Source organism: Tahibacter sp., from assembly GCF_035481375.1.
Lineage (GTDB): Bacteria > Pseudomonadota > Gammaproteobacteria > Xanthomonadales > Rhodanobacteraceae > Tahibacter.
In genome coordinates this window covers 44,296-65,099 of the sequence record NZ_DATIGT010000266.1, presented here as the reverse complement: position 1 = coordinate 65,099, position 20,804 = coordinate 44,296, and the positions used below count along the sequence as shown (strand labels likewise).

At 68.2% G+C, this 20,804-nt stretch carries 24 protein-coding genes; 16 read left to right on the top strand and 8 right to left on the bottom strand.

Features of this window, described 5'->3' with window-relative positions; translation table 11 throughout:
* Nucleotides 1-883: hypothetical protein (locus VLF18_RS17605; RefSeq protein WP_325280935.1), on the top strand; the 883-nt coding region annotated here is incomplete at its 5' end.
* 162 nt (nt 884-1,045) lie between these two features.
* On the opposite strand, the gene VLF18_RS17600 is transcribed toward VLF18_RS17605, so the two are convergent.
* Together VLF18_RS17600 and VLF18_RS17595 are read right to left on the bottom strand one after the other, a co-directional pair.
* Nucleotides 1,046-1,792 (bottom strand): ABC transporter ATP-binding protein, encoded by a 747-nt coding sequence (locus VLF18_RS17600; RefSeq protein ID WP_325280934.1) that lies wholly within the window; start codon nt 1,790-1,792, stop codon nt 1,046-1,048.
* The gene (locus tag VLF18_RS17595; RefSeq protein ID WP_325280933.1) at nt 1,792-2,937 is read right to left on the bottom strand and encodes a hypothetical protein; all 1,146 of its coding nucleotides are present in this window, start codon (nt 2,935-2,937) and stop codon (nt 1,792-1,794) included. The genes VLF18_RS17600 and VLF18_RS17595 overlap by 1 nt, the downstream gene beginning before the upstream one ends.
* 56 nt (nt 2,938-2,993) lie before the next feature.
* On the opposite strand from VLF18_RS17595, the gene VLF18_RS17590 reads away from it, so the two are divergent.
* The 3 genes from VLF18_RS17590 to VLF18_RS17580 all read left to right on the top strand — a co-directional run bounded on the left by VLF18_RS17590 (nt 2,994) and on the right by VLF18_RS17580 (nt 5,125).
* Nucleotides 2,994-3,647: a hypothetical protein gene (locus VLF18_RS17590; protein ID WP_325280932.1), complete on the top strand. Its 654-nt coding sequence runs from the start codon at nt 2,994-2,996 to the stop codon at nt 3,645-3,647.
* A 262-nt stretch (nt 3,648-3,909) separates the two neighbouring features.
* Nucleotides 3,910-4,647 carry a 2OG-Fe dioxygenase family protein gene (locus tag VLF18_RS17585; RefSeq protein WP_414717239.1) on the top strand — a complete coding sequence of 246 codons (738 nt, stop codon included), beginning with the start codon at nt 3,910-3,912 and terminating at the stop codon, nt 4,645-4,647.
* A gap of 118 nt (nt 4,648-4,765) precedes the next feature.
* On the top strand, nt 4,766-5,125 hold the full coding sequence (locus VLF18_RS17580) for a hypothetical protein (protein WP_325280931.1): 360 nt from the start codon (nt 4,766-4,768) through the stop codon (nt 5,123-5,125).
* Nucleotides 5,126-5,135: 10 nt separating this feature from the next.
* On the opposite strand, the gene VLF18_RS17575 is transcribed toward VLF18_RS17580, so the two are convergent.
* Nucleotides 5,136-5,579 carry a hypothetical protein gene (locus VLF18_RS17575; protein WP_325280930.1) on the bottom strand — a complete coding sequence of 148 codons (444 nt, stop codon included), beginning with the start codon at nt 5,577-5,579 and terminating at the stop codon, nt 5,136-5,138.
* Between the two features lie 140 nt (nt 5,580-5,719).
* Nucleotides 5,720-6,349 (bottom strand): glutathione S-transferase, encoded by a 630-nt coding sequence (locus tag VLF18_RS17570; protein ID WP_325280929.1) that lies wholly within the window; start codon nt 6,347-6,349, stop codon nt 5,720-5,722.
* 311 nt (nt 6,350-6,660) lie between these two features.
* Here VLF18_RS17570 and VLF18_RS17565 point away from each other — a divergent pair, with 311 nt between their 5' ends.
* The 3 genes from VLF18_RS17565 (at nt 6,661) to VLF18_RS17555 (ending at nt 7,963) form a co-directional block, all read left to right on the top strand.
* Nucleotides 6,661-7,416 carry a DUF2884 family protein gene (locus tag VLF18_RS17565; RefSeq protein WP_325280928.1) on the top strand — a complete coding sequence of 252 codons (756 nt, stop codon included), beginning with the start codon at nt 6,661-6,663 and terminating at the stop codon, nt 7,414-7,416.
* Nucleotides 7,417-7,631: 215 nt separating this feature from the next.
* Nucleotides 7,632-7,778 (top strand): hypothetical protein, encoded by a 147-nt coding sequence (locus VLF18_RS17560; RefSeq protein WP_325280927.1) that lies wholly within the window; start codon nt 7,632-7,634, stop codon nt 7,776-7,778.
* Nucleotides 7,779-7,789: 11 nt separating this feature from the next.
* The gene (locus VLF18_RS17555; RefSeq protein WP_325280926.1) at nt 7,790-7,963 is read left to right on the top strand and encodes a DUF1328 domain-containing protein; all 174 of its coding nucleotides are present in this window, start codon (nt 7,790-7,792) and stop codon (nt 7,961-7,963) included.
* A 117-nt stretch (nt 7,964-8,080) separates the two neighbouring features.
* Here VLF18_RS17555 and VLF18_RS17550 read toward each other — a convergent pair whose 3' ends face one another.
* On the bottom strand, nt 8,081-9,376 hold the full coding sequence (locus VLF18_RS17550; RefSeq protein ID WP_325280925.1) for an amidohydrolase family protein: 1,296 nt from the start codon (nt 9,374-9,376) through the stop codon (nt 8,081-8,083).
* Nucleotides 9,377-9,482: 106 nt separating this feature from the next.
* Nucleotides 9,483-10,574 (bottom strand): bifunctional chorismate mutase/prephenate dehydrogenase, encoded by a 1,092-nt coding sequence (locus VLF18_RS17545; RefSeq protein ID WP_325280924.1) that lies wholly within the window; start codon nt 10,572-10,574, stop codon nt 9,483-9,485.
* Nucleotides 10,575-10,749: 175 nt separating this feature from the next.
* On the opposite strand from VLF18_RS17545, the gene aceF reads away from it, so the two are divergent.
* Genes aceF through VLF18_RS17525 form a run of 4 tightly spaced genes read left to right on the top strand, consistent with a single transcriptional unit; the run spans nt 10,750 to nt 15,103 of the window.
* Nucleotides 10,750-12,126, top strand: a complete 1,377-nt coding sequence (gene aceF / locus VLF18_RS17540; protein ID WP_325280923.1) for a dihydrolipoyllysine-residue acetyltransferase — start codon at nt 10,750-10,752, stop codon at nt 12,124-12,126.
* A 23-nt stretch (nt 12,127-12,149) separates the two neighbouring features.
* On the top strand, nt 12,150-12,770 hold the full coding sequence (locus tag VLF18_RS17535) for a hypothetical protein (RefSeq protein WP_325280922.1): 621 nt from the start codon (nt 12,150-12,152) through the stop codon (nt 12,768-12,770).
* Nucleotides 12,770-14,584 (top strand): dihydrolipoyl dehydrogenase, encoded by a 1,815-nt coding sequence (gene lpdA, locus VLF18_RS17530; RefSeq protein ID WP_325280921.1) that lies wholly within the window; start codon nt 12,770-12,772, stop codon nt 14,582-14,584. Before VLF18_RS17535 ends, lpdA begins: the two co-directional genes overlap by 1 nt.
* Nucleotides 14,585-14,587: 3 nt before the next feature.
* Nucleotides 14,588-15,103, top strand: coding sequence for a hypothetical protein (locus VLF18_RS17525; protein WP_325280920.1), 516 nt, complete (start codon nt 14,588-14,590; stop codon nt 15,101-15,103).
* Here the strand turns inward: VLF18_RS17525 and VLF18_RS17520 are convergent, their stop codons facing one another.
* A complete protein-coding gene (locus tag VLF18_RS17520) occupies nt 15,104-15,514 on the bottom strand; it encodes a hypothetical protein (RefSeq protein WP_325280919.1) in 411 nt (136 codons plus the stop codon). It lies immediately after the preceding gene.
* 253 nt (nt 15,515-15,767) lie between these two features.
* On the opposite strand from VLF18_RS17520, the gene VLF18_RS17515 reads away from it, so the two are divergent.
* The 4 genes from VLF18_RS17515 to VLF18_RS17500 all read left to right on the top strand — a co-directional run bounded on the left by VLF18_RS17515 (nt 15,768) and on the right by VLF18_RS17500 (nt 19,106).
* Nucleotides 15,768-16,388 (top strand): hypothetical protein, encoded by a 621-nt coding sequence (locus VLF18_RS17515; protein WP_325280918.1) that lies wholly within the window; start codon nt 15,768-15,770, stop codon nt 16,386-16,388.
* A 135-nt stretch (nt 16,389-16,523) separates the two neighbouring features.
* Nucleotides 16,524-17,213 carry an aspartate/glutamate racemase family protein gene (locus VLF18_RS17510; RefSeq protein ID WP_325280917.1) on the top strand — a complete coding sequence of 230 codons (690 nt, stop codon included), beginning with the start codon at nt 16,524-16,526 and terminating at the stop codon, nt 17,211-17,213.
* A gap of 164 nt (nt 17,214-17,377) precedes the next feature.
* Entirely contained in the window at nt 17,378-17,995 is a 618-nt protein-coding gene (gene gstA, locus VLF18_RS17505) for a glutathione transferase GstA (protein WP_325280916.1), read from the top strand.
* Nucleotides 17,996-18,074: 79 nt separating this feature from the next.
* Nucleotides 18,075-19,106, top strand: a complete 1,032-nt coding sequence (locus tag VLF18_RS17500) for a hypothetical protein (RefSeq protein WP_325280915.1) — start codon at nt 18,075-18,077, stop codon at nt 19,104-19,106.
* A 5-nt stretch (nt 19,107-19,111) separates the two neighbouring features.
* Here VLF18_RS17500 and VLF18_RS17495 read toward each other — a convergent pair whose 3' ends face one another.
* Nucleotides 19,112-19,441: a hypothetical protein gene (locus VLF18_RS17495; RefSeq protein WP_325280914.1), complete on the bottom strand. Its 330-nt coding sequence runs from the start codon at nt 19,439-19,441 to the stop codon at nt 19,112-19,114.
* A gap of 341 nt (nt 19,442-19,782) precedes the next feature.
* Between VLF18_RS17495 and VLF18_RS17490 the strand changes: the two genes are divergently transcribed.
* A complete protein-coding gene (locus tag VLF18_RS17490; RefSeq protein ID WP_325280913.1) occupies nt 19,783-20,802 on the top strand; it encodes a sensor histidine kinase in 1,020 nt (339 codons plus the stop codon).
* Nucleotides 20,803-20,804: the final 2 nt, after the last annotated feature.

Below are 20,804 nucleotides of genomic sequence, written 5' to 3'. Positions count from 1 at the left end.
CGGCAGCTTCGTCGCGATCGGCGCGCCGCTGGCTCGCAGCAGCGCCAACGGCGTCGAGCGCGGCGCCGTCGCGACCGGACGCTTCGACGGCAGCGCCGTCGTCTGGGACCAAGTGCTGTTCGGTCCGGAATCGCCGGCCGGCTCGCGTTTCGGGCAGGCGCTCGCGATCGCCGCGACCTCCGGCGGTTCGCCGCTGACCGGGTCGCGTTCGCTGCTCGTCGGCGCGCCGACGTACGTCAACAGCGGCGGCTTCGGTCTGGCCGGGCGCGCGTATCTCTATCAACGCACGACGCTCGGCACGACCTGGGACTTCGAGCAGCAGTTCGCCAATACGACGCCGGGCATTGCGGACGCCATGGGAACCAGCGTCGCGATCGACCGCGATTCGTCCGACGTCAACGGCTACATCGTGCTCGGTGCGCCGGGCCGCGCCGTGGACGGCACGCCGGGCGGCGGTGCGTTCATCTATTCGCGACTCGTCGGCGAGGGCACCTACGCATTCGAGGCGCTGATCCAGCATCCCGACGCGGCAACGGGCGATCGCTTCGGCATCGCCGTCGGTGTCGACGGCGACCGCGTCGTCGTCGGCGCGGACGGCCGCGCGCGCAACGACACGGTGCTCGACGAAGGCCGCGGCTACGTGTTCGAGCGCCGCGTGCTGCCGAGCCTCGTCGACTGGCCGTGGCGCGAGGACCTGCGGTTTCCGGGCCTGGGCAACGTCAACCTCGGCCGATCCGTCGCCATGTCGCGCAACATGGTCGTGCTCGGCGGACCGGCGTCGAGCGGCGCCGGCACCGGCACGGCCGTGGTCTATGTCTGCGACCGGATCTTCTTCGATGGTTTCGTGAACTCGCCGGCGGAGCGGTCGTGCGCAGTGCCGTGACGACCGGAAAGAGGGGAGTGGAGCGAGTCGCAGGGAAAACCGGGATTTTTGCTGCTCCGGCGTCGCGCTGAAGAGCGGGGAAGCAGAGGTGAGCAGGCAGGAACTGGAGAACGCGCCGGGCGCTTTCTCCAGGTTCTATCCACTAATCACTATTTTCCCTTTTTAGTCGGTCGGCGCGGCGCCGAAACGCTGCAGCGCCTCGACCATGACCTGTTCGAGCGACGTGTCCGGGTCGTGGCGGATCGCGTCGAGGGCGGCAGTGTCCCAGTCCTGCACGAGTTTGCCGCCGAGCAGCAGCACGCAGCGGTCAATGAAGCGCTCGGCGACTTCGAGCGCGTGCGTGGCGAGCAGCACGGCGCAGCCGTGTTCGCGCGTGAGTTTCACGAGATGCTGCTTGAGCGCGAACGCGCTCAGCGGATCGAGGCCGTTCATCGGTTCGTCGAGCACGATCAGCGGCGGCTCGCCGATCAGTCCGAGCAGGATGCCGAGCTTCTGCCGCGTGCCGAGCGAATACGCCTGCACTTCATGGTCGAGCCAGCGTGCGAACGCGAGCGCTTCGGCGAGTTCGAGCGTCGCCGACGGAATGCGGTCGAGGCCGCGCGCGCCGGCGAACAGTTCGAGACACTGGCGCCCGGTCAGCAGCAGCGGCAGCAGCGTCGGATCGACGGCGAAGCCCAGGCGCTGCTTCGCCGCGAGCGCATCGCTGCCCATCTCGGCGCCGGCGATCGCGATGCGGCCCTGCTGCGGCTGCAGGATTCCGGCGAGGCAGCGCAGCAGCGTGGTCTTGCCCGAACCATTCGGGCCGATCAGCGCGGCGAACTCGCCGGGCCGCAGCACGAGATCCACGCCGTCGAGCACGCGCTGCGGGCCATAGGCATGAACGAGGCCGGCGATTTCCAAAGCGGGCATCAAGCGAGACTCCGGGCAACGTAGTAGTGGCGCGCCGCGAGCGCCGCGGCGAGCGGCGGCGCAAGGAACGGGAACTGGTAGCCGAGCAGCAGCAACAGTGCGACTTCCGCGCCCGCGCGCACGCGCGCCAGGTGCGGGCGATGGCGATAGCGCCAGCTCAGGCACAGCGACAACAGGCCGCCGAGGCCGATCGTCGCGACGAACGCGACGACGACCGGCCACTTCGCCGACTGCAGCAGCAGTCCGAGCGCGCCGAACACGCTCGTGCAGACCCAGGCGAACAGCGGATAGCGCAGCGTGCCCGCGGCGAAGCGCGCGAACGGCAGCGGCAGCGCGGCGAACAACTGCGTCGCGCGCACGAGCGTGTCCTCGCTCGACCGCAACGCGAGGCCGTACCAGATCAATGCGGCGCCGAGCAGCAGCAGTCCGCCCAGCGGCAGCAGCGGCATGCCCATCGGCACGAGGATGCCGAGCGCGATGAACTGCCAGTTGCGGCCGCCCGAGCGCCAGCGCCGCACGGTTTCGCGGCGCTGCCAGTCCGGCAGATTGCGCAACTGCGGATGATCGAGCATCGGCAGCGGCAACAGCGCCGCGCTCGAATGGGTCTGCGCGACGCGCGCCTGCCTGAGCTTGCCGAGCCGGCGCACGACGAGATAGCCGGCCCCGCTGCCGAGCCAGAAGCCGACGCTGGCGGCCGCGAAGATCGGCGCGAACCACGGCGTCGAGCGGCGCGACAGCAGCACGATGCCGCCGAGTACGAACAGGATCACGACATTGCCGAACACGGTCAGCAGGATCGCGTTCAGATGCAGGCTGCGTCGCGTCGCGCGTTCGGGCACGGGTGCGGCGCCCCACCAGCCCAGGCGCAGTTCGGTCAGCAGCGCGAGCGTCGCGCTGCGGCACATCGCGAAACCGAAGGCTGCGAACGCGAGCGCGATCACGAACGGCTGCTGCGCGAGCAGGCGCAGCACGAGGCCGATGCGGTCGCCGTCGATGCGCGCGACGCCGGCGCCGATCAGCGCGAGCAGCGCCGACCAGGCGACGAGATGGAACAGCGTCTGCGGCCAGAATCGCAGCAGGCGGCGCAGGCGGTTCGCCGCGACGCGGCGGGTTTCCTGCAGGCGGGGATGAAAGTAGGCGGGCATCTGTGCCAGTGTTGCAATCGCCGTCGACGCCGGCATGGGCCACGAGTTGGGTTGTCATGAATCGCCGTTCCGAATCCGAATTTCCGGCACCGCTGCCGCTGCCGTCCGGACTGCTCGACGAGGTGCGCGCCTGCTATGCCACGCCGCCGCGCGCTTATCACGATTTCGCCCATGTGCGCGAAGTGCTCGGCTGGTTCGACGCGGTCGCCGAAGGGCCGGGGTGGGACCGGCCGGCCGAGGTGTTTCTCGCGCTGCTCTATCACGATGCGATCTACGAAGCCGGCCGCAAGGACAACGAGGCGCGCAGCGCCGAACTCGCGCAGGCCGCGATCGCGCGCTGGCTTCCCGACGCCGGCGTCGATGCGGCGCGCGTCGCCGAACTGATCCGCATGACCGCGCGCCACGGCCACTGGGGCGGCGAAGCCGTCGACCGCGACGCGGCGCTGTTCCTCGATTGCGACATGGCGATACTCGCGGCCGAGCCCGCGCGCTTTGACGCCTATGACACGGCGATCGCGCAGGAATACCGCGGCAAGCTGCCCGCCTGGATGTTCCGGCACTATCGCCGGCGCTTCCTGCGCGGGCTGCTCGCGTCGCCGCGCATCTTTGTTTCGGACTGGTTCCACGAGCGCTGCGACGGCGCCGCGCGCGCGAATCTCGCGCGCTGCCTCGGCAGCCGCAGCGCACTCAAGGCCAGCGCCGGGCGCTAGCGTCCTGTTCCGTAAATAACTGTCGAGCGATTCCCGTGTCTTTCGCCGCGATACGTCGTCGCACCTCGTTGCCGTAGCGCCGCTGCGGCGCCTCGCGCCCCGGTCCCGCGACGAAACCCATCCGGAATTTTTTTGACGTATTTACGGAACAGGGCAGCAGGAACCATTCGCGGCGCCCTTAGGAGGGCCATGCTTCCGCGCGGCCCCGGCGCATATGACGATCGACCATCGCGCCGCGCGCGCGCTCTGCTACCGTCAGCCGATGAATACCGAGGAATTGGCTTCCGCACTGCTGCCGACGATAGAACCGGCACTGCGCCGCGTCGGCTTCGCCTTCGTCGACGGCGCGACGATGAAGACAGAATTGTCCCGTGCCGGCGCACTGGACGACTGGCCCGCATTCGCCGCGAGCTGGAACGATCTCGCCGTCGACACCTACATGGCCGACCAGGGCCGCTACCGCCGCCGGCGTCACGCCGTGTACGCCGCCGACGCGGCCGGCATCCGCCGCGAAGCGCACCGGCCGCACTATCAGGCGCTCGAGTACAACGCGCTGCACGGCGGCATCGAGCGCTGGTTCGAGCCGGTCGATGCGTGCTGGGACTCGGGGCAGAGCCTGCCCACGGTGCTGCGCTACTGCCGCGATCTGTTCGGCGCGCTCGCGCCGTCGGTTTCGACGTGGCACGTCGAAACGCATCAATTCCGCATCGAGGCGCGTCCCGGCGAGCAGGGCCTGCCCACGCCCGAGGGCGTGCATCGCGACGGCGTCGACTACGTGCTCGTGCTGCTGATCGCGCGCACGAACATCGCGAGCGGCACGACGACGATCCATCGGCCGGACGGCGAACTGCTGGGCCGCTTCACGCTGACCGCGCCGTTCGACGCGGCGCTCGTCGACGATGCGCGCGTCTGCCACGGCGTCACGCCGGTGCAAGCCGTCGATCCGGACCAGCCGGCGTTTCGCGACGTGCTCGTCGTGACATTCCGTTCCGTCGGCTGAGCGCTGCGGTCAGATACGTCCGGCCTGATACGTCCGGCCTGCCCGCGCCGCCTCCGCCAACCTGGGTTCAGGCGCGCCTTGCTAGCGTCGCCCGGCATCGTTCGCCGGGAGTCTCGTCGTGCGCTTTCTGCCGGTCCTGTTCGGAATCCTCGCGCTGCCGGCACTTGCCGCCGACGCGCCGCCGCAGTCGTTCGCCTATTCGATGTACACGCAGATGGCGGCCGACTACGCCGCGCGGCTGTCCGAGCGCGACCTGCTCGATCGCATCATCGCACCGGGACCGCAGGGGCTGCTGATCCGGTTCGCGCCCGGCACCGACGCGCGCGCGACGGTCCATCTGAGTTCGGGCGTGCTGCGCTATGCCGCCGATGAGCGCGACATCCTGCGGCTGCCCGACAAGCGGGAGTGGCGGCGCGACAATCCGCGCATCGACCTGTCGGCGCGGCCGCTCGCGGTGGCGCTCGATTTCGGCGACTGAGCCGCGCGGCTCAGGCGACGGCCGCCTGGTACGGCTGGCTCCAGCGCGCCAGGCAATCTTCCACTTCAGTAAATTGCGCGTAGTGCGCACTCATGGCCGCATGCAGCTTTTCCGAGCTGTCGGCCTCGAACAGGTCGTCCATCAGATGCACGACCCGACGCTCGCGTTCGTGCAGCGCGGCCGCATGAGCGAGCGGATGCAGCGGGTCGAACTGGTGCCGCAGCTCCTCGTAGCCGAGGTCGGCCGACAGCACCCGCGTCGGATGCGCCGGGGAAGTCTGGAACAGCAGCCGGGTCGCGACGAGGTCGTCGAGCAGATCGGTGCGAGCCTTGACCGCCAGCGCGAACACTTCGGTGATTTCCGGATCGCGCGTTTCGTCCCGCGCGAAGGCGTAATACTCGCGGCCTTCGCGAAGCAGGCGGATCAATAACTGCGCTTCGTCGAACGATGTCATGAGCGGCGTTCCTCGATGGACCGCCGCGAGGTTATCGATGCAGTTGTTTAGCCGATGTCTTTGGTGCGGCGGAAATCGGGAATGGACAAGCGGGAATTGTTAAAGCGGCGCGAGGAAACCGTTGCGCCGCACGCCGAAGCCTAGACCCACTCCGTCAGTCCTTCGACTTCGTACAGCCGCTGCCAGCTCGGTCGCGCGCGGATGCGGTCGGCGAGCGCCTTCAGCGCCGGCCATTCGGTTGCGGGCCTGGGCATGTTGCGCGACCAGCGCATCAGCATCGTCGCGTAGAAGTCGAGTGCGCTCGGCGTTTCGCCGAGGAGATACGTGCGCCCGTCGGCGAGCTGGGCCGCGAGCTGGTCGAAGCATTTCTCGATCCGAACGCGCAGGCCGTCCTTCAGCGCCGCGTGATCGACATTGCCGGCGTCGCCCGGATAGAACCAGAGCCGGAACGCCGGCTGCAGTGTGTTGGCAAGGTACAGAATGCCCTGCAGGAATGCGGCGCGATCCGGCGCGTCGACGGCGGGCGCGAGTCCGGCTTCCGGATGCCGTTCGCAGAGCAGCAGCACGAGTGCGGCCGTCTCCGCGCAAGGGCGACCGTCGACGATCATCGTCGGCACGACGCCGTTCGGATTGAGTCGCAGATATTCCGCGCCGCGCTGTTCGCCGGCGGCGGTATCCACGCGCTTGAGTTCATGCGGCGCGCCGATTTCGATGAGCAGCAGATGCGGCAGCAGGCTGGCCGCGCCGGGCGAGTAGTACAGGGTATACATGGGACGCTCCGTGGGATGGCGCGCCAGCATACAGGCCGCTCCGCGGCCGGTCGCATGCGATGACGCGATGTCGGGAAACGCGAGACGGATGCCGGAGTAAGTCGGGCAACGCAACACCCCTGCTCGTTTCTCACTTCTCGATACTCTTTCCTACCGCTTCCCGCATTCGCCGGACTGCGCCGCGGTCCCTGCCGAAAGTCATGCTGCCGCCCGGCCGATGCATGCCTTGCAACCCTGGCGCGAGAATCCGCATCGAAGCCGCCACAGCCCGGACGCCGCGACGCGTCCCCACGAAAAGCCGAGGAACCGCCATGAAACGCCTGCTGCTCGCCGCCGCTCTGAGTCTGGGTCTGACGTTCGCCGCGCAGGCGCGCAGCCACAGCATCGACTCCTGCGGCCTGGACAGCGACTACGACGTCACGCTGGACAAATCCGGCCTGACCTTTCGCCACGAAGGCGGCAAGCCCGGAATCATCGTCATGAGCAAGGGCCAGCTCATCGTCGACGGCCGGCCGCTCGCGATCAGCGATGCCGACCGTGCACGCGTCGCCGAGTACGAAGCGACCGTGCGCGCGCTGGTGCCGCAGGCCAAGGCGATCGCGCGCGACGCGATCGACGTCGCCTACGTCGCCGTGACCGAAGTCGCCGCGGCGTTCTCCAGTACCGCCGACAGCTCCGCGACGCGCAACCGCCTGGCCGGGCTGCGCGACGAATTCAAGCTGCGCATCGACGACACCTTCGAAAAGCGTCCCTGGAACGAAGACGAATTCGATTCGCTGGTGGAAAAGGCGATGGGCGACCTGATGCCGGTCGTGCTCGCCGAAGTCGCCGGCAATGCGATCGCGATCGCGCTGAGCGGCGACGAAGCCCGCGCGGCCGAGCTGGAAAAACGCGCGGAGAAGCTCGAGCGCGACATCGAACGCCGCATCGACACGCAGACCGCGCAGCTCGCGTCGCGTGTCGCCGCGCTGTGTCCGATGGTGGTCAAGCTCGACAGTCTCGAAGACGGTCTGGATCTGCGCCTTGCCGACGGCGCGCGTCTGAACCTGCTCAATCTTGACGACTGACGTCGGGAATCGGGAAACCAGCATCGTGGGAGCGGGCTTCGCCGCTGCGCGTTTCCGCCGCGAACTGCACGTGACCGGTTTCGCGGGTCGTGCAGGGCGCAATCTCGCGGGTCGTCGTCCGATCCGGAAATTCCGAGGGCCGGCGCCAACTTGGCGTCGGTTCCCGGCATGGCATGCGCTTTGCGGAACACATCTCGCCCCAACGGAGAGATGTCATGCAGGTCGACGATATCCGCAACGAAACCACCGCCAGCTGGCGCGATGAAGGTCCCGAGGCGATCGCGCGCGGGCTCGAACCCGGCCGGCAGCCGTCCCAGCCCGTCGACGAGTCGCTCTGGCTCGCGCTGAACGCCTGGGGCTGAGGAGCACGGCCATGTTGAAACTCGCCATCATCTTCGGACTGATCTCGCTCGTCGCCGGCGCACTCGGCTTCACCGGCATCGCCGGTGCCTCCGGCGGCATCGCCAAGATCATCTTCGCGATCTTCCTCGTCCTGCTGCTGCTTGCGCTGGCGGGACTGTTCCTCGGTTTCTCGATCGCGTTCTGACCGCTCGATTCGACGGATGAGGCGGGCGGCTGACGCACACGACGACTGGCGCCTCCCGCCTGATCCCGAGAACGACCGGATGTTCTCTAAGGGCCCGCCTGCGCGGGCCTCGTTCGTTCACGGCGCCGCGGGTTTCTCGACCTTGCCGCCCTTCATCACGAACGACACGTTTTCCATGACGGCGATGTCGTTCAGCGGATTGCCCGGCACTGCGACGAGATCGGCATAGAGGCCCTTGCGCACTGCGCCGACCTGGTCGCTGCGTCCCAGCAGTTCCGCGGCACGCACGGTCGCCGACTGCAGCGCCTGCATCGGCGTCTGTCCCCACTGCGTCATCTTCGCGAACTGCTTGGCGTTGTCGCCGTGCGGATAGACGCCGGCATCGGTGCCGTAGGCGATCTTCACGCCGGCCTTGACCGCGCGCTGGAAACTTTCGCGCTGGATGCGGCCGACCTTGCGCTCCTTCTCGATCATGCTTTCCGGATACTTCAGGCGCGCGAATTCCGACAGGATGTAGTCGTCGTTGTAGATGTCGGCGACGAGCCAGGTGCCGTGCTTGTTCATCAGCGCGATCGCCTCGTCGTCGAGGAAGCTGCCGTGTTCGACCGAATCGACGCCGGCGCGCACGGCCATCTTGATCGCCTCGGTGCCGTGCGCGTGCGCGGCGACCTTGCGGTGCCAGCGGTGCGCCTCGTCGACGAGTGCATTCATTTCTTCCTGCGAATATTGCGGCTCGCCGACCGATTCCTCTTCGCTGAGCACTCCCGCGCTGGCCATGAACTTGATGACGTCCGCGCCATACTTCACGTCGAAGCGCACTTTCGCGCGGATCGCGTCGACACCGTCGGCGATGCCGCTGTAGCCTTCGAAACGCAGATACGGCGAGAAGCCGGTGCCGCCGTCGGCGTGTCCGCCGGTCGCGCCGAGCGCGACGCCGCTCGCGAGGATGCGCGGTCCCTGCACTTCGCCGCGGTTGATCGCATTGCGCAGCGCGACGTCGATGAATTCCGCCGAGCCGACGTTGCGCACTGTCGTGAAGCCCGCGAGCAGCGTGCGGCGCGCGTAGAGATGCGCCTTGACCGCATTGTCGATCGGGCTGCGACGGAAAGCCTCGGTGTAGAAGTCGCCGGACTGGCCGTCGATGTGCACGTGGCAGTCGATGAGGCCCGGCATCAGGGTCACGTCGCCGAGATCGATGCGGCGCGCGTCGGCCGGCACCTGTCCGTCGGTGCGCACCTCGACGATGCGTTCGCCGTCGACGACGACGACGGCCTTCTCGCGCAGCGCGCCGCTGTCGACATCGACGAGACGGTCGGCGGTGACGGCAATGCGCTCGGCGAACGCGGCCGGCGAGACGGCGAGGGCGGCGACGGCAGCCAGCAGCGACTGGCGCAGAACGGACGAACGCGACATGGCGGATTCCGGCAGGGAAAGCCCGAGACTACGCAAACACCCGGCGCGCTCACCAGTCCTGTCCGCCACGCGATCGACTGCGACTTTGGTCGCGTAGGGGGCGGCGCTATTCGGCGCGCTCGTGCAGATAGTCGCGGCCGCGCTGCATCAGCGCGACGAAGCCCGGTTCGTCGCCGTTGCGCACGGCAGCGAGCAGCGCGTGCACGGCCTCGTCGAGCGCGGTCAGCGCCGGGCCGTTGTGCTGATTCAGCGACTGGATCTCGAAATACAGATGCGGGTTCTCGCGCGCGACGCCTTCGGCGATCTGCAGCTGCGCGCCGAACGTCGTCGACGACACGGCCTTGAGCCGTTCCGGCTCGATGCCGCTGCCGGCGAGCGCCGCGGTGAACGCGATGTTGAGCGCATGCGACAGGCCGAGCACGAGCGCGATCAGCCGGTCGTGTTCATCGAGATCCATCTCGACCGTGATCGCGGTCGTCGACGCGAACAGGCCGCGCGCGGTCTCCAGCGCCTCGCGGTCGCCGGTATCGATGAGCACGACGTGGCGGCCGGCAAGCACGTTCGCCGAGGGGCCGAACATCGGATGGATCGAGGTCGCGCGCACGCCGGCCGCGGCGAGGCTCTGCAGCGCGTCGCGCAGCGGCGTCTTGATCGAGCCGAGATCGAACACGATGCCCGGCGGCTTGCGCAGCGCGAGCTCGCCGAGAATCCGCGCGGCCGCACGCAGCGGCGTCGCGACGACGATGAGGTCGTGATCGATCGCGCCGTCGTCCCAGTGCTCGCGCCGGGCGAATCCGGCCGCGTTGGGCGCCGGGTCGGCGATGTCGACGGCGTAGCCCTGCGCGTCGAGGAACCGCGCGAACCACGCGCCCATGCGGCCGCTGCCGCCGATCACGAGCGCGCGCTTGCCGTCGCCCTGCGACAGCGCGCGCACGGTGTCCTGTTCCTGCCGCGTCAGCGACGCGGCGATCAGCAGTTCCATGAGCCCGGCGGCGAGTTCCGGATCGATGCCGGCGTCGCGCGCGTGGCCGCGCACGTTGTCGAGGACTTCCTTCTCGCGGCGGAAGTCGCGCAGCGGCCGGCCCGTGCCGCGCTTGCTGCGGCCGATCTCGGCGACGATGCGCTGCCGCTCGGCCGCGAGTCGCACGAGATCGCGATCGATGCGATCAAGTTCCGCGCGCAATTCCGTAATGTCCATGTGTTCAGTCCGCAACGATCGGCGGCCAGCTTAGCGGCCGGCAGGCGAGGGTGTGCGAACCAAAGAGAATATGCGCCGGCGCGTGCTGGGTTGTCCGCTCTATCCGCTCTGGTACAGGCATGGCTTCGTCGCCACAATAGCCGCCTTGCCCGAAATCTGCCGCCTGGGAGGGCGTATGTCACAAGAAGTGAAGGTTCCCGACATCGGCAATTACGCCAACGTGCCGGTTATCGAGATCCTCGTCGCGCCCGGCGATACCGTGAAGAAAGACCAGGGCCTGCTGACGCTCGAATCCGACAAGGCGACGATGGAAGTGCCGGCGCCGTTCGCGGGCGTGGTCAAGGAAATCCGCGTGAAGGTCGGCGACGAAGTCTCGGAAGGCTCGGTCGTTGCGGTCGTCGACGCCGCCGACGGCGCTGCCGATGCCAAATCGGCAGCCGCGCCCGCCAAGGCCGACGCGCCGGCGAAGGCCGCCGCTCCGGCCAAGGCCGAACCGGCTCCGGCCAAGCCCGAAACGCCGGCCGCGGCACCCGCGGTCGCCGAAGCGGCCCGGCCCGGCATCGACGCCGAGATCGCCGGTCCGCGCACGCCGCCCGTGCCGTTCGACGCGAGCGTCGTGATGCCCGACAAGGTGCCGCATGCGAGCCCGGCCGTGCGCCTGTTCGCGCGCGAACTCGGCGTCGATCTCGCCGCGGTCAGCGGCAGCGGCCGCAAGGCGCGCATCACGCGCGAAGACGTGCAGAACTACGTGAAGCAGGCGCTCGCCGGCGGCGCAACCCGTGCCGCGGCGGCGCCGGTCGCGGCCGGCGGCGGTCTGAACCTGCTGCCGTGGCCGCAGGTCGATTTCTCGAAATTCGGCGAAACCGAGACACGCGCGCTGTCGCGCATCAAGAAGATCTCCGGCGCGAACCTCGCGCGCAACTGGGTCATGATTCCGCACGTGACGCAGCACGACGAGGCCGACATCACCGACCTCGAGGCGCTGCGCGTCGCACTGAACAAGGAAAACGAGAAGGCCGGCCTGAAGCTGACCATGCTCGCGTTCCTCATGAAGGCCGTGGTGTCGGCGCTGAAGAAATTCCCCGACTTCAACGCCTCGCTCGACGCCTCGGGCGAAAACCTGATCCTCAAGAAATATTTCCACATCGGCTTTGCCGCCGACACGCCGAACGGCCTCGTCGTTCCGGTGCTGCGCGACGCGGACAGGAAGGGCGTGTTCGAGATCGCGAAGGAAACCGGCGAACTCGCGGCGAAGGCGCGCGACGGCAAGCTCGGCCCGGCCGACATGTCCGGCGGCTGCTTCTCCATCTCCTCGCTCGGCGGCATCGGCGGCACCGCGTTCACGCCGATCGTCAACGCGCCGGAGGTCGCGATCCTCGGCGTGTCCAGGTCGGCGACGAAACCCGTCTGGGACGGCAAGGCGTTCCAGCCGCGCCTGATGCTGCCGCTGAGCCTGAGCTACGACCACCGCGTCATCGACGGTGCGTCGGCGGCGCGGTTCACGAGCTATCTCGGCCAGCTGCTCGCCGACATGCGTCGCACGCTGCTTTGATCGTTGCGCGGCGCATGGACGTCATGGACGCGGACTTCGAGGACATCCGCATCGTCGATCTGGATCTCAGCCGGACGACCTGGTCGCGCGTGCACGATTCGCTGCGCGTGATGTTCCTGCGCCTGGACCGCGTGCCTCCGGACAACGACTGGCCGCGCCTGTTCTTCGAGGAACGCGAAAGCCGCATCGTCGCGCGCCGCCGCGGGCTGTGGATCGAGGACGACTACATCAGCTTCGATTCGCTCCCCGAAGAAGTGGAAAAGATCCACCTGCCGGACATCCGGCAGTCGCTGAACTATGCGAACCGCAAGTATCGCGAACTCGCCGCGCAGCGGCAGCGCAAGCGTCTGGACACGCTCGCCGAACAGCGCAGCGAACGCGACGAGATGCTCGCGCTGCAGGCGCGTCTGCGCGGCATGTTCGATGGTGCGCAGGCTCCGGCGGAAGCGCCGGCAACGCGCGCGGAAATCGCGCCCGTCGTCGTTCCCGAGAGCGTTCCCGATGCCGTCGCCGAAGCGGCGGCGGAACCGGTCGCGCCGCCGCCGGCCGATGCGCGCGACGTGCTCGACGAATTCGAAGTGCGCCGCAATGCGCTGAAGCAGGCCTTCCGCAACGCGGCTTCCCAGGACAAGGAGCAGAAATAATGGCAACGACAGAAGTCAAAGTGCCGGATATCGGCGGCGTTTCGGTGCCGGTGATCGAAGTCCTGGTCAAGGTCGGCGACACGATCAAGAAAGAACAGGGACTCGTCACGCTCGAATCCGACAAGGCGACGATGGAAGTGCCGTCCACGGTCGCCGGCGTCGTCAAGGAGATCAAGGTCAAGCTCGGCGACGAACTCGCCGAAGGCGCGGTCGTCGCGCTGATCGAAACGGAAGGCGCGGCTGCGGCGACGTCCGCGCCGGCGGCCGCAGCGGCCGCGCCGGCAGCGAAGGAAGCCCCAGCGCCGAAGGACGCGCCGAAAGCCGCCGCGCCGGCACCTTCGGCACCGGCACCGGCCGCTGCGGCGCCGGGTCCGAACGCTGCGCCCGCAACCGGCCGCAAGGCCGATGTCGAGGCGCAGGTCGTCGTCATCGGCGCCGGTCCCGGCGGCTACACCGCGGCGTTCCGCGCGGCCGATCTCGGCCAGAAAGTCGTGCTCGTCGAGCGCTATCCCGTGCTCGGCGGCGTCTGCCTCAACGTCGGGTGCATTCCGTCGAAGGCGCTGCTGCACGCCGCGCGCGTCGTCGACGAAGCGCGCCAGTTCGGCCATCACGGCATCACGTTCGGCGAACCCGTCGTCGATCTCGACAAGCTGCGCGCGCACAAGTCGTCCGTCGTCGCGCAGCTGACCGGCGGGCTCGCCGGCATGGCCAAGCAGCGCAAGGTCACGGTCGTCACCGGCACTGCGAAATTCGTGTCGCCGAACGAACTCGAAGTGGAAGGCGAGAACGGCAAGCAGCTCGTGCGCTTCGACAACGCGATCATCGCCGCGGGTTCCCAGGCCGTGAAGCTGCCGGGCTTTCCGTGGGACGACACGCGCATGATGGATTCGACCGATGCGCTCGATCTCGCCGACGTGCCCAAGAGCCTGCTCGTCGTCGGCGGCGGCATCATCGGTCTCGAAATGGCCTGCGTGTACGAGGCGCTCGGCGCGAAGGTCACCGTCGTGGAACTCCTCGACCAGCTCATGCCCGGCGCCGATCCGGATCTCGTGCGCCCGCTGCAGCAGCGCCTGCAGAAGCGCTACGCCGGCATTCACCTGAAGACCAAGGTGACCAAGATCGAAGCGAAGCCCGACGGTCTGCTCGCGACGTTCGAAGGCGAAAAGGCGCCGGCGCCGACGCTGTACGACCGCGTGCTCGTGGCCGTCGGCCGCTCGCCGAACGGCGGCAAGCTCGACGCGCACAAGGCCGGCGTCACCGTGACCGAGCGCGGCTTCATTCCGGTCGACAAGCAGATGCGCACGAATGTGCCGCATATCTTTGCGATCGGCGATCTCGTCGGCAATCCGATGCTCGCGCACAAGGCGACGCACGAAGGCAAGGTCGCCGCCGAAGTCGCTGCCGGCCACAAGAGCGAATTCGTCGCGCGCGTGATTCCAAGCGTCGCCTACACCGATCCGGAAGTGTCCTGGGTCGGCGTCACCGAGGCCGAAGCGAAGAAGGCCGGCATCGCCTACGGCGTCGGCAAGTTCCCGCATGCGGCTTCGGGCCGCGCGATCGGCATCGGCCGCACCGAAGGCTTCACGAAGCTGATCTTCGACGAGGCGACCCACCGCGTGATCGGCGCGGGCATCATCGCGCCGAATGCGGGCGACCTCATCGCCGAAATCGCGCTCGCGATCGAGATGGGCGCCGAAGCGGCCGACATCGGCCTGACCATCCACCCGCACCCGACCCTGAGCGAATCCGTCGGCATGGCGGCAGAAGTGTACGAAGGGACGTGTACCGACATCGTCGCGCCGAAGAAGAAATAGGTCATGGCCACGATCGCGCTGCGCGTGGTGTTCGCACTGGCTGCACTGCTCGCCGCCGGGCAGGCGATGGCCTGTTCCTGCGTGCGTGCGACCCCGGCGGAGCGGCTGGCCGGCGTCGATGACATTGCGCTCGTGACCGTTCTCGGCGTGCAGCGCGTCGACGGTGACGATGTGCGAGCGCCGCAGCGCGCGACGTATGCGGTCGAGCGCACGCTCAAGGGCGACATGACCGCGCATGCCACGCTCGACGCCGGATACGGTTTCGGCGACTGCGGCGTGCCGCTGGTCGTGGACATGAGCTACGTCGTGCTGCTCGATCGCGCCTCCAATGTCGTCAACTACTGCAGCGGATTCTTTGGCCCGTTTTCGCTGCACCGCTCGCGCAGCGAGGTCTCGCGCTTTCTCGACGGACTGGCACAGCATGCGGCGAGCGGCGCGCCGCTGACGCAACCGCCGCGAACCGTCTGGGGCATCGAGGACGCGCGGTTGCTCTGGTTCGGCTTTCCCGGGCGCGACTGATCAGCCGGCAATGCCCTCGGCGCGCAGCAGCGCGACGACGCCCTGCCAGAAGTAGCTGTTCGGAAGCGCGCCTGCTGGGGCCAGTGAGAGTTCGTGTCGCAGGCGTTCGCGTTGATCCGGCGAGGCGCTCATGTAGCTGCGGTTCACGCGCGCCTCCCAGTCGTCTTCGAGCCCGCGCAGGAGCGTCGGCGTAATCATCGGTTGCCGGCGCAGTGCGAACAGCAGCGCGAGCCGCTCCCATTTGTCGGAGTGATAGCTCGCCGACACGAGCTGGCGAATGCGGCGTTCGCTGCCCGCCGATTCGATGAATCGCGCCAGCTCGCGCACCGTCGGCGACAAGGCGAGCTGGCGACACAGCTGTGCGGCGGTCTTGGCGACGGCAGGCGACGGATCGCCGAGTGCTGCAATCACGACGTCGCGCGCCTGCAGGCCGCGGATCCGGGCGTAAGCGACCAGTGCGGGGGCGTCGCAGCGACGGCAGTGCATCGAGCAGCGCAGCGGACAGCAGCGGCAGGTCCTGGGTCTGGCCGTAACTGCCGAGTGCCGCGATCGCGACGGCGCGGCGATGCGGTGATGCGTCGCTGTCGGCCGCGCGCCGGTAGATCGCAACGACGTCGGTGCCATTGTGCCGGAGCCGCTCGGCGACGATGCCGCGGACCGACGCGTGTCGGTCGAACAACAGGGTTGCGTCGACCTCCGACTCGCCGTTCTCGCGAAGCTTCAGAACGAGCGCGGCGCGGCGCAGCGGCGGGCAGGGATCGCGCAGCGCGCGTGCGATCAATTCGCGGCGCGCCTCGCCGTCGAGTCGTTCGAGCAGCGGCACGGCGCGGACGCGCACGCGCGCATCGGAGCAGGCGAGGACGGCACGAACGACGCTCGATGCATCGAGCGCGGGATTGGCCGCTGCGATCGGTACGCAGAACCAGGCGATGTCGGTTCGCGCACCGCGCAGTCCGGCCATGATGGCGTCGGCGGATGCGCGGGCCTGCAGAAAGCGCTCGATCGCGTCGATCAGGGCCGAATGATCCGCACGACGTCCCGTGCGCAAGGCCATGATCGACGGCAGCGCGTCGACGAAGGTCGTGGCGTTGCGCGGCACGAGCAGCCGCGTGATCGCGTCGGCCGCCGCCTCGCGCACCTGCGGCACCCAGTCATTGGCGCGCCCGATCAGCGCCGGCAGCGCGCGGATGTCTTCGCGGTCGGCGAGCATTCGCACGGCGCGCTCGCGCGCATGGCCGCTGTAGGACTTCATCGACTCCAGCAGGTCGTCGAGCGAATGCGGTGACGTTGTCGAAAACAGGCCCATGTCGGCTCGCTGGTCGGGCGCATGAGCATGAAGTCAGGCAATTGACGTGCGCAAGGCCCCACATTGCCCGCGCGGGCATGGAAAATGGTGCGCTCACTTGCGAAGGAACTCTCTATGAAAACCCTCGGCCTCCTCGGCGGCATGAGCTGGGAATCGACGATTCCCTACTACCGCATCATCAACGAACGCCTGCGCGAGCGGCTCGGCGGGCTGCATTCGGCGCGGCTCGTGCTCTACAGCGTCGATTTCGCCGGCATCGAGCAGTTGCAGCGGCAGGGCGACTGGGACGAAGCCGGGCGGCAGCTCGGCGCGGCGGCCGGTGCACTTGCGCGCGCCGGCGCGCAGGCGATCGTCATCTGCACGAACACCATGCACAACGTGGCTGCGGCGGTGGAGGCGGGCAGCGGGCTGCCGCTGCTGCACATCGCCGATGCGACCGCGGCGCGCATTCACGCGGCCGGCATCGGGCGCATCGGCCTGCTCGGCACACGCTTCACGATGGAGCAGGATTTCTACCGCGCGCGGCTGCAGACCCACGGGATCGCGTCGCTCGTGCCGGACGCGGCGCAGCGCGACGACGTGCACCGGATCATCTACGGGGAGCTGTGCCGCGGCGAGATCCGCGACGATTCGCGCGAGCGCTACCGCGCGATCATGGCCGATCTCGTCGCGCGCGGCGCCGAGGGCATCATTCTCGGCTGCACCGAGATCGGCCTGCTCGTCGGCGCCGCCGACACGACCGTGCCGACGTTCGACACGACCCGCATCCACGCCGAGGCCGCGGCGGACTGGGCGCTGGACTGAGCGGTCCGTCGCGGTCGTTGCGCACAGGTAAACAGTGCATTTACACCGTGAGCCGCACGATCGCTCTTGATCGAAGGGAGCACAGCCGCATCTGCCTGCCACGCGCCGGTGCTGCGGCATTCAGGGACGCCGGGCGTTTTCCTTTCCCCATCAGGAGTGACCGCATGAAACTGTATTTCTCCCCGGGCGCCTGCTCGCTGTCCCCGCACATCGTGCTGCGCGAACTCGGCCTGCCGTTCGAAGCGATCAAGGTCGATCTCGCCACGAAGCAGGCCGCCGACGGCACCGATTTCAAGACGGTCAATCCGAAGGGCTACGTGCCGGCGCTGCAGCTCGACAACGGCCAGGTGCTGACCGAAGGCCCGGCGATCGTGCAGTACCTCGCCGATCTCGTGCCGGACAAGCAGCTCGCGCCGGCCAACGGCAGCTTCGAGCGCTATCGCCTGCAGGAATGGCTGAATTTCATTTCTACCGAAATCCACAAGCAGTTCAGCCCGCTGTTCAAGCCGGACACGCCGGATGCCTACAAGGAAGTCCAGAAAGCCCGGCTCGCGCAGCGCTTCGGCGAGATTTCGCCGGTGCTGGAGAAGCAGGACTATCTGACCGGCGAGCGTTTCGGCGTGGCCGATGCGTATCTGTTCACCGTGCTGGGCTGGAGCCGCTATTTCCACATCGATCTGAATCAGTGGCCCGGCATCGCGAAGTTCGTCGAGCGCGTCGCCGCGCGGCCGGCCGTCGCCGAGGCGCTGGACGTCGAGGCGCAGGCCAAGAAGGCGGCCTGACCGCAGCGCCGCGCCCGCGCTGACATGCGCGGGCGCGGCACGCTAAGCTGCGCGCCTCGTTGCCGGGGCGCGCCGATCGATGTTCGAGTACCTGCTGTTCGCGCCCCTCGCGGCGCTCGTGTTCCTGATCCCGCTGTTCTTCGACCTGCGCCGCGCGCGCCGGCGGCATGCGCGGCAGGACGCCTTGCGCGTGCAGGCGGCCGCGGCGCTCGAAGGACTGCAGGTGGCGCGCGTGCATCTCGCGCGTCCGGAATGGTTCGACGAATCGCGCGCGGTCGCCGCGACCGGCGAGGGCTGGATCGGCTTCGACGCGCAGCGCATCCGCATCGTCGGCGTGCTCGGGGACGGTACGAGCGTCGAGCGGGACATTCCGCGCGACAAGGCCGCACAGGCCTGGGCCGGCCGGATCGGGAACAGCGGCGATCACCTCTACTGGTTCTCGCTCGGCGAACCGGCGCTGCGGCTCGCGGCGGACACCGCCCTCGGATGGCATTCGCTGCAGGCGACTTCGGCGCTGTACCGGCAGATCTTCGCGGGCTCGCGGCCGCCGTCGCGGCGCGAGAAGTTCCATCTGCAGAGCCAGCCGCTGAGCCTCGTCGCGACGCTGCTGCTGATCGCGCTGATGCTCTACGCGGGCTACGACTATCTGATAGAACGCGTCGCCCTGGTAGGCGATCATCGCTGGGTCACGTTCACGGCGCTCGCGCTGATTCCGGCCGGGCTGCTGCTCCTGCCGCTGTTCCGGCGTTCGCGCCTGCCGCCGCGCGAGGTGCTGCTGATGCCGCTGCTGCTCGGCTTCGCCGCGGGCCTCGCGACGATTCCGCTGCTCAAGCGCATCGACCGGTCGAGCGGCGACGGCCTGTTCACGGACACGCCGTATTTCCATGACGGCGCCTGCGTCTTCAAGCCGGTGCAGTCGGGGACGCCGGACCTGCGCGTCATCAACGCGGATGAGTTCTGCGCGCAGTTGCAACCCGGCGCCGAGCAGTCGTTCTATCTGCGGCGCGGCGGGCTCGGGCTGTGGCAGGTCGACTACGACGGTCTGCGCCGTCAGGTCCTGGGCTTCTACCAGGGCAAGGGCAAGTCGGTGCCGCGCATCGCGGTGCGCTGAAACACTCAGTTCTTGCCGTTGCCGGGGTCCTCGATGCGTTCGGCCACCTCGTAATGGCGGACGAGCGGTTCCATTTCGAGCAGGAATTCCTCGTCGGCGTCCCAGTAGCGCGACCGTTCGGCCTCCTTGCCGGCGAAGCGCCGCACCGCATCCATCGAATCCCAGAACGAGATGATCTGGAATTCGCAGTGCTCGCCCTGAACGCGCCGGATCACCTGTACGCCGCGATTGCCCGGCGTCTGCACGAAGTCGCGCAGGCCGGTCTCGCGCAGGTGCTCCAGATAGTCGTCGGCCCTGGCGGCCAGGGTCACACCACGCCAGACGCGGGCAATCATGCACAGTCTCCGGTCGAGGATCGTTCGGCAGCCGTCCGGGCGAAACCCGAAAGGCCGGGAAATCAGGCGTTCGCCGCGGCCGCACCGTTCACGACGACGCCGGCGTAGGGCTTTTGGTGACTCTGGTCACGAAAGCGCCGACAGACGGTACATTAGCGGGAATGGGCAACCGGCCGCCATGCTTATACTTCGGCCGGGAAAGTCGTGCGTTGTACGGATGTTAGCGTTTCGTCAACGCCTGGCGAGGCAACCCCGGCGGGCCGCATGCAGGATGTCTTGCCGCCCGTCGACCGCGACCAGGGTCGGTCGCGCGAACGGGGGGAATCGATGGGGAGGGTTTCGTGACCGTAGTGCTCGTGATTCTCGTGCTGGCTCTGGCGGCCGCCGCCGGCGCCCTGTACTGGCGGCTGCGCCGGGCAGAAGCGGCCAAGGCGCAGTTGCAGGCCGAGCACCAGCAGACCGAAGTCGAACTCAAGCAGCTCCAGTCGAGCCAGTCGCAGGTCATCCACACGACCAAGCTCGCCTCGCTCGGCCAGATGGTGGCCGGCGTCGCGCACGAACTGAACACGCCGCTCGGCTTCGTCAAGAGCAACGTCGAGGTCATCGGCGATCTGCTCGACGACTACCGCAAACTCGTCAAGGATTACGACGTCGCCGTGCAGTACTGCCAGCAGCCGGTCGACCTGATGTTCGGCGCCGACAAGGAATCGCTCGACAAGCTCGTCAAGCATGTCGAGGAATCGCGGCGCAAGCTGTTCGACGCGCGCCGCGCGGTCGAGAAGAGCCCGCTGCTCAAGGAGGCGAAGGAGCTGCTCGCCGATTCGGCCGACGGCATCACCCAGCTCGCCTCGCTCGTGCAGAACCTCAAGGGATTCGCGCGCGTCGATCGCGACGGCATGGATCTCATGGATGTGAACGAAGGGCTCGAGAGCGCGCTGATGATCGCCGCGCACCAGCTGCGCGATCGCATCAAGGTGGTGCGTCGCCTCGACAGCGTGCCGCGCGTGCGCGGAATGCCCTCGCAGCTCAACCAGGTCTTCCTGAACCTCATCACGAACGCGTCGCAGGCGATGGAAGACGAAGGCACGCTGACCGTCGCCACGCGCGCGAACGACGGCAACGTCGAAATCAGCTTCACCGACACCGGCTGCGGCATTCCCGACGACGTGCTGCCGAAGATCTTCGATCCGTTTTTCACGACCAAGGCTCCCGGCGAGGGGACCGGTCTCGGGCTGTCGATCGTTCACAAGATCATCAAATCGCACGGCGGTTCGATCAAAGTGCGAACCACGCCGAACCGCGGCTCCGAATTCACCGTCATGCTGCCCGTCGAAAATGCAGCGCGAACGACCCTGCACTGAGG

Coding starts and splice junctions, on each gene's coding strand:
- VLF18_RS17600 (WP_325280934.1), bottom strand. CDS start 1,792: ATGCCCGCTTTGGAAATCGCCGGCCTCGTTCATGCCTATGGCCCGCAG.
- VLF18_RS17595 (WP_325280933.1), bottom strand. CDS start 2,937: ATGCCCGCCTACTTTCATCCCCGCCTGCAGGAAACCCGCCGCGTCGCG.
- VLF18_RS17590 (WP_325280932.1), top strand. CDS start 2,994: ATGAATCGCCGTTCCGAATCCGAATTTCCGGCACCGCTGCCGCTGCCG.
- VLF18_RS17585 (WP_414717239.1), top strand. CDS start 3,910: ATGAATACCGAGGAATTGGCTTCCGCACTGCTGCCGACGATAGAACCG.
- VLF18_RS17575 (WP_325280930.1), bottom strand. CDS start 5,579: ATGACATCGTTCGACGAAGCGCAGTTATTGATCCGCCTGCTTCGCGAA.
- VLF18_RS17570 (WP_325280929.1), bottom strand. CDS start 6,349: ATGTATACCCTGTACTACTCGCCCGGCGCGGCCAGCCTGCTGCCGCAT.
- VLF18_RS17565 (WP_325280928.1), top strand. CDS start 6,661: ATGAAACGCCTGCTGCTCGCCGCCGCTCTGAGTCTGGGTCTGACGTTC.
- VLF18_RS17560 (WP_325280927.1), top strand. CDS start 7,632: ATGCAGGTCGACGATATCCGCAACGAAACCACCGCCAGCTGGCGCGAT.
- VLF18_RS17555 (WP_325280926.1), top strand. CDS start 7,790: ATGTTGAAACTCGCCATCATCTTCGGACTGATCTCGCTCGTCGCCGGC.
- VLF18_RS17550 (WP_325280925.1), bottom strand. CDS start 9,376: ATGTCGCGTTCGTCCGTTCTGCGCCAGTCGCTGCTGGCTGCCGTCGCC.
- VLF18_RS17545 (WP_325280924.1), bottom strand. CDS start 10,574: ATGGACATTACGGAATTGCGCGCGGAACTTGATCGCATCGATCGCGAT.
- aceF (WP_325280923.1), top strand. CDS start 10,750: ATGTCACAAGAAGTGAAGGTTCCCGACATCGGCAATTACGCCAACGTG.
- VLF18_RS17535 (WP_325280922.1), top strand. CDS start 12,150: ATGGACGCGGACTTCGAGGACATCCGCATCGTCGATCTGGATCTCAGC.
- lpdA (WP_325280921.1), top strand. CDS start 12,770: ATGGCAACGACAGAAGTCAAAGTGCCGGATATCGGCGGCGTTTCGGTG.
- VLF18_RS17525 (WP_325280920.1), top strand. CDS start 14,588: ATGGCCACGATCGCGCTGCGCGTGGTGTTCGCACTGGCTGCACTGCTC.
- VLF18_RS17510 (WP_325280917.1), top strand. CDS start 16,524: ATGAAAACCCTCGGCCTCCTCGGCGGCATGAGCTGGGAATCGACGATT.
- gstA (WP_325280916.1), top strand. CDS start 17,378: ATGAAACTGTATTTCTCCCCGGGCGCCTGCTCGCTGTCCCCGCACATC.
- VLF18_RS17500 (WP_325280915.1), top strand. CDS start 18,075: ATGTTCGAGTACCTGCTGTTCGCGCCCCTCGCGGCGCTCGTGTTCCTG.
- VLF18_RS17495 (WP_325280914.1), bottom strand. CDS start 19,441: ATGATTGCCCGCGTCTGGCGTGGTGTGACCCTGGCCGCCAGGGCCGAC.